The organism is Mesorhizobium sp. M4B.F.Ca.ET.089.01.1.1 (assembly GCF_004022605.1).
Classification (GTDB): Bacteria; Pseudomonadota; Alphaproteobacteria; order Rhizobiales; family Rhizobiaceae; genus Mesorhizobium; species Mesorhizobium abyssinicae.
This window is the reverse complement of the sequence record NZ_RZOS01000187.1, coordinates 1-10,576: the sequence shown is the minus strand read 5'-3', so window position 1 is coordinate 10,576 and position 10,576 is coordinate 1. Positions and strand designations below refer to the sequence as shown.

Annotated in this window: 9 protein-coding genes and 1 tRNA gene; 9 read left to right on the top strand and 1 reads right to left on the bottom strand. The window is 63.5% G+C overall.

Annotated elements, in window-relative coordinates:
- From glpD to glpK, 8 genes are all read left to right on the top strand, one after another.
- The coding region (gene glpD, locus EN780_RS18370) for a glycerol-3-phosphate dehydrogenase (protein WP_128274924.1) at positions 1-1,457 on the top strand (1,457 nt) is incomplete at its 5' end.
- A 38-nt stretch (positions 1,458-1,495) separates the two neighbouring features.
- A complete protein-coding gene (locus EN780_RS18365; RefSeq protein WP_127311277.1) occupies positions 1,496-2,575 on the top strand; it encodes an ABC transporter ATP-binding protein in 1,080 nt (359 codons plus the stop codon).
- A gap of 10 nt (positions 2,576-2,585) precedes the next feature.
- Positions 2,586-3,668 carry an ABC transporter ATP-binding protein gene (locus EN780_RS18360; RefSeq protein ID WP_128274923.1) on the top strand — a complete coding sequence of 361 codons (1,083 nt, stop codon included), beginning with the start codon at positions 2,586-2,588 and terminating at the stop codon, positions 3,666-3,668.
- Positions 3,669-4,535, top strand: a complete 867-nt coding sequence (locus EN780_RS18355) for a sugar ABC transporter permease (protein ID WP_126054723.1) — start codon at positions 3,669-3,671, stop codon at positions 4,533-4,535.
- Position 4,536: 1 nt separating this feature from the next.
- On the top strand, positions 4,537-5,451 hold the full coding sequence (locus tag EN780_RS18350) for a carbohydrate ABC transporter permease (RefSeq protein WP_127287343.1): 915 nt from the start codon (positions 4,537-4,539) through the stop codon (positions 5,449-5,451).
- A complete protein-coding gene (locus EN780_RS18345) occupies positions 5,448-5,741 on the top strand; it encodes a DUF2160 domain-containing protein (RefSeq protein ID WP_187331401.1) in 294 nt (97 codons plus the stop codon). The genes EN780_RS18350 and EN780_RS18345 overlap by 4 nt, the downstream gene beginning before the upstream one ends.
- Before the next feature lie 77 nt (positions 5,742-5,818).
- Positions 5,819-7,546, top strand: coding sequence for an ABC transporter substrate-binding protein (locus EN780_RS18340; RefSeq protein WP_127392623.1), 1,728 nt, complete (start codon positions 5,819-5,821; stop codon positions 7,544-7,546).
- 95 nt (positions 7,547-7,641) lie between these two features.
- Positions 7,642-9,135: a glycerol kinase GlpK gene (gene glpK, locus EN780_RS18335; protein WP_128274922.1), complete on the top strand. Its 1,494-nt coding sequence runs from the start codon at positions 7,642-7,644 to the stop codon at positions 9,133-9,135.
- A 274-nt stretch (positions 9,136-9,409) separates the two neighbouring features.
- On the opposite strand, the gene EN780_RS18330 is transcribed toward glpK, so the two are convergent.
- Positions 9,410-9,871, bottom strand: a complete 462-nt coding sequence (locus tag EN780_RS18330) for a BA14K family protein (protein WP_128274921.1) — start codon at positions 9,869-9,871, stop codon at positions 9,410-9,412.
- A 286-nt stretch (positions 9,872-10,157) separates the two neighbouring features.
- On the opposite strand from EN780_RS18330, the gene EN780_RS18325 reads away from it, so the two are divergent.
- Positions 10,158-10,233, top strand: a tRNA-Lys gene (locus EN780_RS18325).
- The last annotated feature ends 343 nt before the right edge of the window (positions 10,234-10,576 follow it).

Sequence of the window (10,576 nt, the reverse complement as noted above, 5' to 3'; positions counted from 1 at the left end):
ACGCAGTTGGTCGCGGCTTCTCGGTCTTTCTCGCCGAGATGAACGATCTGGCCAGCGGCACCTCGTCCGGCTCGACCAAGCTGATCCATGGCGGCCTGCGCTATCTCGAGTTCTACGAATTCCGCCTGGTGCGCGAAGCGCTGATGGAGCGCGAAGTTCTCTGGAAGAACGCGCCGCACATCATCTGGCCGATGCGTTTCGTGCTGCCCTATGCCGAGGGCCTGCGGCCGGCCTGGCTGATTCGGCTCGGCCTTTTCCTCTACGACCACATTGGCGGCCGCAAACTGCTGCCGGCGACGAAGACGCTGGACATGGCGAGGGACCCGGCCGGCAAGCCGCTGAAGCCGCTGTTCCGCAAGGCCTTCGAATATTCCGACGGCTGGGTCAACGATGCCCGGCTGGTAGCGCTAAATGCTCGCGACGCGGCCGACCGCGGCGCGATCATCCGCACCCGCACCAAGGTCGTCGGCGCGCGCCGTGACGGCGACCTCTGGGCAATCCGGCTCGAGGACGTGCGGACCGGCGAGACCGAGGAAGTCAAGGCCAGGCTTCTGGTCAACGCCGCCGGCCCCTGGGTCGACCACGTGCTGTCGGCGACGGTCGGCCAGAACGACGTCCACAATGTCCGTCTCGTGCAAGGCAGCCACATCGTCATCGCCAAGAAGTTCGACGACCCGCGCGCCTATTTCTTCCAGAACAAGGACGGCCGCATCATCTTCGCCATTCCTTACGAGGAAGAGTTCACGCTGATCGGCACCACCGACCGCGACTATCCGGGCGATCCGCATGAGGTGAAGATCAGCGACACCGAGATCGACTATCTGTGCGCGGCGGCGAGCGAGTATTTCGCTCAGGCCGTCAAGCGCTCGGACATCGTCTGGACCTATTCGGCCGTGCGCCCGCTCTATGACGACGGCGCCTCCAAGGCGCAGGAAGCGACCCGCGACTACGTGCTGAAGTCCGATGGCGGCGAGGGGGCAGCGCCGATCATCAACGCATTCGGCGGCAAGATCACCACCTATCGCCGGCTGTCGGAATCGATGCTGGAAAAGATCGAAGGCTTCCTCGGCAAGCGCGGCAAGCGCTGGACGGCGGACGCGCCTTTGCCGGGCGGCAACTTCCCTGCCACCGGCTTCGAGGCGCAAGTGGCGAAACTGAAGAGCGCTTATCCGTTCCTCGACCAGCGCCTGGCGCGCCGGCTGACCCGGCTCTACGGCACGCTGGCGCAGGCCGTGCTGGGCCTGGCCAAGTCGAATGCCGATCTCGGCCGCAACTTCGGCGCCGATCTCTATGAGGCCGAGGTACGCTATCTGGTCCAAAACGAATGGGCGCTGACCGCCGAGGATGTATTGTGGCGCCGGACCAAGCGCGGCCTGCATCTCAGCCGAGAGCAGGCGGCGACGCTCGACGAATTCATGCGTGGAATAAGCCGCCGCCACGTCGCGGCGGCCGAATAGGATGGCCGTGTGATGCACAGAGCCGGGGAGGAGGCATCATGCTGGAACTGAGAAACGTGTCGAAGACGGTCGGCGCGGCGGAGCACATCCGTGACGTGTCGCTGACACTTCAGCATGGCTCGCTCAACGTGCTGCTCGGCCCGACGCTGTCAGGCAAGACCAGCCTGATGCGGCTGATGGCCGGTCTCGACGCGCCGACGTCAGGCTCGGTCTGGTTCGACGGCAAGGATGTCACCGGCCAGCCGGTGCAGAAGCGCAACGTCGCCATGGTCTACCAGCAGTTCATCAACTACCCGGCGATGACAGTCTACGAGAATATCGCCTCGCCGCTCAGGGTCGCCGGCGCCGAGCAGTCGAAGATCGACAAGGAAGTGCGCAATGCCGCGGCACTCCTGAAGCTCACGCCCTATCTCGACCGCACGCCGCTCAGCCTTTCCGGCGGTCAGCAGCAGCGCACCGCGCTGGCGCGCGCCATCGTCAAGAACGCCAGCCTCGTCCTGCTTGACGAGCCGCTCGCCAATCTCGACTACAAATTGCGCGAGGAGTTGCGCGCCGAGCTGCCGAAGATCTTCGCCGCCGCCGGCACCATCTTCGTCTACGCCACCACCGAGCCGCACGAGGCGCTGCTGCTCGGCGGCAATACAGCGACGCTCGCCGAAGGCCGCATCACCCAGTTCGGACCGACCATCGAAGTGTTCCGCAAGCCGGTCGACCTTGTGACGGCGAAGACCTTCGCCGACCCGCCGCTCAACACCATCGTGCTTGCCAAGAAGGGTGCGGTCTTCCTGCTGGAAGGCGGCGTCACGCTGCCGGTGCCGGCGGAGCTCGTCGGCATCGCCGATGCAAGCTATACGATCGGCTTCCAGCCCCACCATCTGTCGCTGGAGCGCCCCAACGCAGCCGCCGTGCCGGTGCGCGCCAAGGTCACCATCACCGAGATCACCGGCTCGGAGAGCTTCATCCATCTCGATTTCGCCGACGCGCGCTGGGTGATGCTGACCCACGGCATCCGCGACTTCGAGCCGGACGCCGAAGTCGAGGTCTTCATCGACCCGCGCCACATCATGGTCTTCGACGGAAACGGCCGCGCCGTCGCCGCGCCGAAGCTGGCGGCTTGAGGAGGAAGCGATGGCACGCATCGACGTCAACCACATCCGCCACTCCTATCTGCCCAATCCGCAGAAGGACTCAGATTTCGCCCTGAAGGAGGTGCATCACACCTTCGAGGATGGCGGCGCCTATGCGCTGCTCGGGCCTTCCGGCTGCGGCAAGACCACGCTGCTCAACATCATTTCGGGGCTGCTGCACCCTTCGCACGGCCAGTTGCTGTTCAACGGCAAGGACGTCACCAGGCTGTCGACGCAGGAACGCAACATCGCTCAGGTGTTCCAGTTCCCGGTCATCTACGACACGATGACCGTCTACGACAATCTGGCCTTCCCGTTGCGCAACCGCGGCGTGCCGGAAGCCGATGTCGACCGCAAGGTGCGCGAGACGCTGGAGATGATCGATCTCGCGTCATGGGCGAACAGGAAAGCGTGCGGCCTGACCGCCGACCAGAAGCAGAAGATCTCGCTCGGCCGCGGCCTGGTCCGCTCCGACGTCAACGCCATTCTGTTCGACGAGCCGCTCACCGTCATCGATCCGCATATGAAATGGGTGCTGCGCTCGCAGTTGAAGCAGCTGCACCGCCGCTTCGGCTACACCATGGTCTACGTCACGCACGACCAGACCGAGGCGCTGACCTTCGCCGACCGGGTGGTGGTCATGTATGACGGCGAGATCGTCCAGATCGGCACGCCGGCCGAACTGTTCGAGCGCCCGCGCCACACCTTTGTCGGCTATTTCATCGGTTCGCCCGGCATGAACGTCATGCCGGTGGCGATCGACGGCAGGACCGCGACGCTCGGCAGCCAGCGCATCGAACTGCCGGGCGTGCCCAAGACTGTCGGTGCGAACGCCGGCGCCGGCTCGATCGAGCTCGGCATCCGCCCCGAATATGTCAGGCTCGGCCGCGACGGCATGGCCGTCAAGGTCAGCAAGGTCGAGGATGTCGGTCGCCATAAGGTGGTCCGCGCCAGCCTCGAGGGCCGCGAGATCGCCGCCGTCATCGGCGAGGACGACACCGTGCCGGCCGATCCGAAGGTTCGCTTCGACCCTGCAGGCATCAACATCTATGCCGATTCCTGGCGCGTCGAGATGGGGGCATAGATGGAAAAGACCTGGAACAACAAGGCCTGGTTCCTTGTCCTGCCGGTGCTGGTGCTGGTGGCGTTCTCGGCCGTCATCCCGCTGATGACCGTCGTCAATTATTCGGTGCAGGACACCTTCGGCAACAACGTCTTCTTCTGGGCTGGCACCGAGTGGTTCGAGGAGCTGTTGTCCTCCGACCGCTTCTGGGAAGCGATGGTCCGCAACCTGATCTTCTCCTTCATCATCCTCATCATCGAGGTGCCGCTCGGCATCTTCATCGCGCTCAACATGCCGAAGAAGGGCTGGGGCGTGCCGGTCTGCCTGGTGCTGATGGCGCTGCCGCTGCTGATCCCGTGGAATGTCGTCGGCACGATCTGGCAGGTCTTCGGCCGCAACGACATCGGCCTGCTCGGCTACTACGTCAATGCGCTCGGCATCGACTACAACTATGTCCAGGATCCGATCGACGCCTGGGTCACCGTCATCATCATGGACGTCTGGCACTGGACCAGCCTCGTCGTGCTGCTCTGCTATGCCGGCCTGGTCTCGATCCCGGATGCCTTCTACCAGGCGGCCAAGATCGACGGTGCCTCGCGCTGGGCGGTGTTCCGCTACATCCAGCTGCCGAAGATGCAGCGTGTGCTTCTGATCGCCGTGCTGCTGCGCTTCATGGACAGCTTCATGATCTACACCGAGCCTTTCGTCGTTACCGGCGGCGGCCCCGGCAATTCGACGACCTTCCTGTCGATCGACCTCGTCAAGACGGCGCTCGGCCAGTTCGACCTCGGTCCGGCGGCGGCCATGTCGTTGGTCTACTTCCTGATCATCCTGCTGTTGTCATGGGTCTTCTACACCGTGATGACCAACTACGACGCGGAGCGCTGAGATGAGCGGCGTCAACGAAAGAACAAACAGAGTGAGCGAGACGGCGGTTTCGGAAGGGCTGAGCAGCGCCCTGTCGCAGGACGAGGTGGCGCGGCTGATGCGGCGCCGCGGCGAGGAATCGCGCTGGTGGTGGATCGTGCCGACGGTCTACATCATCGTTATCCTGCTGCCGATCTACTGGCTCATCAACATGAGCTTCAAGACCAATGCCGAGATCGTCTCGTCGCTGACGCTCTATCCGCATGCGCCGACGCTCGCCAACTATCGCACCATCTTCAGCGACCCGTCCTGGTATTCGGGCTATATCAACTCGATCACCTATGTGGTGATGAACATGGTGATCTCGGTCGCCGTGGCGCTGCCGGCGGCCTATGCCTTCTCGCGCTACCGTTTCCTCGGCGACAAGCATCTGTTCTTCTGGCTGTTGACCAACCGCATGGCGCCGCCGGCGGTGTTCGCGCTGCCCTTCTTCCAGCTCTATTCGGCCTTCGGCCTGATCGACACCCATATCGCGGTGGCGCTGGCGCACTGCCTATTCAACGTGCCGCTAGCGGTGTGGATCCTCGAGGGCTTCATGTCGGGCGTGCCGAAGGAGATCGACGAGACCGCCTATATCGACGGCTATTCGTTCCCGCGCTTCTTCGTGAAGATCTTCATGCCGCTGATCGCCAGCGGCATCGGCGTCGCCTGCTTCTTCTGCTTCATGTTCTCCTGGGTGGAGCTGCTGATCGCGCGCACGCTGACCACCACCGACGCCAAGCCGATCGCCGCCACCATGACGCGCACCGTCTCGGCCGCCGGCATGGATTGGGGCCTGCTTGCCGCCGCCGGCGTGCTGACGCTGATCCCCGGCGCGCTGGTCATCTGGTTTGTCCGTAACTACATCGCCAAGGGCTTCGCCCTGGGGAGGGTATGACCATGAACCTCGACCTCTCCTGGATGGCGTGGACCTGGCCGACGGCGGCCTTCTTCGGAACCGTCTTCCTGCTGCTTTGCGGCATGGCGGCGTGGGAATATGCCTCGCCGGGCGGCAATCCGCGCATAGGCGTGCTCCGCTTCGAGACGACGCGCGGCGACCGTCTCTTCCTTTCGCTGCTTGGCAGCGCCTTCATCCATCTCGCTTGGCTGGGTCTGGTTGGGCCCAACCTGTGGTGGGCTCTCGCTCTCTCCGTAGTCTACGCCATCGGCGTGTTCCGCTACGTATAGAGGGGGAAACTGTTGGAGCGGTCGCGTGCCGGCGGCCGCTCCAGATCGCACTTGAAACCTAAATGTGGAGGAAACTTATGCGACGGCAAATTTTAACATCAACGACCGCCATTGTCCTATTGCTCGGGGCAGGCAATGCCTATGCCGGTATGGACGAGGCCAAGGCCTTCCTGGACAAGGAAATCGGTCCGCTGTCGACGCTCTCGCGCGCCGACCAGGAAAAGGAAATGCAGTGGTTCATCGACGCCGCCAAGCCGTTCGCCGGCATGGACATCAAGGTCGTCTCGGAAACCATCGCCACCCATTCCTATGAATCGCAGGTGCTGGCGCCGGCCTTCTCGGCCATCACCGGCATCAAGGTGACGCACGACACGATCCAGGAAGGCGACGTCGTCGAGAAGATCCAGACCCAGATGCAGACCGGCCAGAACCTCTATGACGGCTGGGTCAACGACTCCGACCTGATCGGCACCCACTGGCGCTACCAGCAGGTGCGCAACCTGTCCGACTGGATGGAAGGCGACGGCAAGGACGTCACCAATCCGAACCTCGACCTCAAGGACTTCATCGGCACCTCGTTCACCACGGCGCCGGACAAGAAGCTCTATCAGTTGCCCGACCAGCAGTTCGCCAACCTCTACTGGTTCCGCTACGACTGGTTCAACGACGAGAAGAACAAGGCCGACTTCAAGGCCAAGTACGGCTACGACCTCGGCGTGCCGGTCAACTGGTCGGCCTATGAAGATATTGCCGAATTCTTCACCGGCCGCGAGATCGACGGCAAGAAGGTCTATGGCCACATGGACTACGGCAAGAAGGACCCGTCGCTCGGCTGGCGGTTCACCGACGCCTGGCTGTCCATGGCCGGCAACGGCGACAAGGGCATCCCGAACGGTCTGCCGGTCGACGAATGGGGCATCAAGGTCGACGAGAATTCACGTCCGGTCGGCTCCTGCACCGCGCGCGGCGGCGACACCAACGGCCCGGCTGCCGTCTACTCGATCCAGAAGTACCTCGACTGGCTGAAGGCCTACGCTCCGGCCGAAGCCCAGGGCATGACCTTCTCCGAATCCGGCCCGGTGCCGGCGCAGGGTGCGGTCGCACAGCAGATCTTCTGGTACACCGCCTTCACGGCTTCGATGGTCGACGCCGGCGCCAAGGCGGTTATGAACGACGACGGCACGCCGAAGTGGCGCATGGCGCCGTCGCCGCACGGTGTCTACTGGAAGGACGGCATGAAGCTCGGCTACCAGGACGTGGGTTCATGGACGCTGATGAAGTCGACGCCGACCGACCGCGCCAAGGCCGCCTGGCTCTACGCGCAGTTCGTCACCTCGAAGACCGTCGACGTCAAGAAGAGCCATGTCGGCCTGACTTTCATCCGCGAGAGCACGATCCACGACAAGAGCTTCACCGAGCGTGCTCCGAAGCTCGGCGGCCTGATCGAGTTCTACCGCTCGCCGGCCCGCGTCCAGTGGTCGCCGACCGGCACCAACGTGCCTGACTATCCGAAGCTGGCTCAGCTCTGGTGGCAGGCGATCGGCGATGCCTCGTCCGGCGCCAAGAGCGCGCAGGAAGCCATGGACTCGCTCTGCGCCGAGCAGGAAAAGGTCATGAGCCGCATCGAGAAGTCGGGCGTCCAGGGCGATATCGGCCCGAAGATGGCCGAAGAGCATGACCTCGCCTACTGGAACGCCGACGCGGTCAAGAAGGGCAATCTCGCGCCTCAGCTGAAGATCGAGAACGAGAAGGAAAAGCCGATCACCATCAACTATGATGAGCTGGTCAAGAGCTGGCAGAAGTAAGACTGACTGATGCGGGCGTCAGCGCCCGCATGGATCCTGCGGGGGAGGCGGCTTTTGCCGTCTCCCCTGTTGCATGAAGAGTGGAGGGAACGGCAATGAGCGGCTTTGTGCTTGCCATCGATCAAGGGACCACATCGACCAGGGCGATCCTGTTCGACGACAAGATGAAAGTCGCCGGCACCGGCCAGCAGGAATTCACCCAGCATTATCCGGCCTCAGGCTGGGTCGAGCACGATCCGGAGGAGATCTGGGCAAGCGTGGTGGCGACGGTGAAGGCCGCGCTGAAGACGGCCGGCAGCAATGCCTCGGATGTGGCGGCGATCGGCATCACCAACCAGCGCGAGACCGTCGTCATCTGGGACAGGGCGACCGGCAAGCCGATCCACAACGCCATCGTCTGGCAGGACCGCCGCACCGCGCCGCTCTGCCAGAAGCTGAAGAAGCAGGGGCTGGAAAAGACTTTTACCAATAAGACCGGTCTACTGCTCGATCCCTATTTCTCCGGCACCAAGATTGCCTGGATGCTGGACAAGGTGAAGGGCGCCAGAAAGCGCGCCGAAAAGGGCGAACTGCTCGCCGGCACCATCGACAGTTTCCTGATCTGGCGGCTGACCGGTGGCAAGGTCCACGCCACCGACGCAACCAATGCCTCGCGCACGTTGGTCTACAACATCGAGAAGAATGTGTGGGACGACGAGCTGCTGTCGATCCTGCGCATCCCGGCCGCGCTGCTGCCCGAGGTGAAGGACTGCGCCGATGACTATGGCGTGACCGAGAAGGGTTTGTTCGGCGCCGAAATAAGAATCCTCGGCGTCGCCGGCGACCAGCACGCGGCGACCATCGGCCAGGCCTGTTTCGAGCCCGGCATGATGAAATCGACCTACGGCACCGGCTGCTTCGCGCTGCTCAACACCGGCGCCGATCTGGTGCGCTCGAAGAACCGGCTGCTCACCACAATCGCCTACCGGCTGAACGGCAAGACCACTTATGCGCTGGAAGGCTCGATCTTCATCGCCGGCGCCGCTCTGCTCGGCCTTGCCGATCACCTTGATGCCGTCGCGCAGCCATTGCACGGCGGCGCGCTCGCGGCAGCCGCCGATCCGGCGCAGAATGTGTATCTGGTGCCGGCCTTCGTCGGCCTCGGCGCGCCGCATTGGGACGCCGAGGCGCGCGGCGCGATCTTCGGCCTGACCCGCAACTCAGGCCCGGCGGAGTTTGCCCGCGCGGCATTGGAATCCGTCGCCTATCAGACCCGCGACCTGCTCGACGCCATGCGCAAGGATTGGAAGGGGGCATCCGCGAAAACCGTGCTGCGGGTCGACGGCGGCATGGTCGCTTCCGACTGGACCATGCAGCGCCTGGCCGACATCCTCGACGCGCCGGTCGACCGGCCGACCATCCTCGAGACGACCGCGCTCGGTGCCGCCTGGCTGGCGGGCTCGAAGGCGGGCGTGTGGCCGAAGGCGAAGGACTTCGCCAAGACCTGGGCGCTCGACCGCCGCTTCAAGCCGGAGATGGACGCTGCGACACGCTCCGCCAAGCTGGCGGGCTGGCGCGACGCTGTGCGCAGAACGCTGAGCGTGCCATAAGAAGCCCCATCAGGCGCTGAGTACTGGGGGCGAGAGGGAATGGATCCCTTGAGGCGCTCGGCTGGGAACTGACCGGCGCCATGGTTCGAATCTGCGGTGCGCTCGGCGCCTACCGCTCCCCGCGCGGTGAAGGCGGAGGCCTGTATCTGATCTTCAAAACCATCAGCTGGGCCAGCTGATCCGCGCATCACTTCCTTTGCGACCGGGATATCGCGAAAGGCCCGTGCCGTTGCCGGCACGGGCCTTCGCAGCCTCCCGTGTTCCGATGATCAGGTCAGTAGGGCGAAATGCACTGCTGACGCGGGCCGTTGTACGGCTGGAACGTATTGTCCCAGGCGCGATAGGACCGGTACCGGTCGTAGCACCACTGCACATGCGCATCGCCGCCGCGATAGACACGGGTCCGGTTGCTGTTGACGATGGCGCCGGTGATCAGCGCGCCGGTCGCGAAGGCAGCCAGCGGGAACCAGAAGTCGCCATGGCGGCGATAGCCGCGGCGATATTCGCGATAGCCGCGATGGCCATTCCAGTACATGTCACCGTTGCGCGAATAGACGCGGTTGCGCGAGATGGTGCGGTGCCGTCGCCACTCCTGGTACTGGACGGTCTGGACATCAGACGAAAGCCCTTGCGGCTGCGGCGCATAGATTGGCTGGGCATTCACGGCTATGACGTCCGCTGCCACGAACGAAGCCGACAGCGCGGCCGCCAGCAGGCTTGATGCGATCCTGTTCATCGCTCTTCTCCTCGAAGGGTGTTGATGTCCCTTGTGGGAAAAAAACGGGTGACGTAGGCAATTGTTCCCACGTTCCCGTCCAGATTGCAGAATGCGCCCTGACGGTAGCAACGCTTTGGAGGCAAGGCCGGCCTTCGACCCTCTCACGCGCTGTGCCGCGCACGCTCGCATGGCTCACAATGCCGCGCCGGACACGGCTTGAAGGCCATGTTTTTCCGGTTGACCGGTCGATGCACTCTCCCTATGTTCCGCCCAATTTCGAGGGCGGCCTTATTCGAGCCCGCGGGAGCGCGTAGCTCAGCCGGTAGAGCAACTGACTTTTAATCAGTAGGTCATGGGTTCGAATCCCATCGCGCTCACCACATTAATCAACGAATTCAGAAAGATATCGTTTCGCCAGAAACGAACGCAACTGGTTTTCCACGAGGCTAACGGGCTGCTTGAAGTTCTTCGCGACGTGCGCCTTGTTAGGGCGCACGGCCCGAGAGGGCAAACCTCTCATTATTTAATCTTTCTTGATTCCATAGGCCCCAGCCGTCCAGCGCGATCGATCATCTAGTTGGGGCGAGCGCGACGCGTGTCTGTTGGCGTCGGCCACCTTCTGCTTTTATATCCCGTTATATCGGCCTATAATTGCGGCCGCCGACAAACGTCCCCCAAACTTGCTGTTTGCCGGTTAGGCCCGGCGGTCGCGACACCCCACCC

What these genes read in the sequence shown, in the direction of transcription:
- EN780_RS18365 (WP_127311277.1), top strand. Translation starts at nt 1,496, where the DNA reads ATGCTGGAACTGAGAAACGTGTCGAAGACGGTCGGCGCGGCGGAGCAC.
- EN780_RS18360 (WP_128274923.1), top strand. Translation starts at nt 2,586, where the DNA reads ATGGCACGCATCGACGTCAACCACATCCGCCACTCCTATCTGCCCAAT.
- EN780_RS18355 (WP_126054723.1), top strand. Translation starts at nt 3,669, where the DNA reads ATGGAAAAGACCTGGAACAACAAGGCCTGGTTCCTTGTCCTGCCGGTG.
- EN780_RS18350 (WP_127287343.1), top strand. Translation starts at nt 4,537, where the DNA reads ATGAGCGGCGTCAACGAAAGAACAAACAGAGTGAGCGAGACGGCGGTT.
- EN780_RS18345 (WP_187331401.1), top strand. Translation starts at nt 5,448, where the DNA reads ATGACCATGAACCTCGACCTCTCCTGGATGGCGTGGACCTGGCCGACG.
- EN780_RS18340 (WP_127392623.1), top strand. Translation starts at nt 5,819, where the DNA reads ATGCGACGGCAAATTTTAACATCAACGACCGCCATTGTCCTATTGCTC.
- glpK (WP_128274922.1), top strand. Translation starts at nt 7,642, where the DNA reads ATGAGCGGCTTTGTGCTTGCCATCGATCAAGGGACCACATCGACCAGG.
- EN780_RS18330 (WP_128274921.1), bottom strand. Translation starts at nt 9,871, where the DNA reads ATGAACAGGATCGCATCAAGCCTGCTGGCGGCCGCGCTGTCGGCTTCG.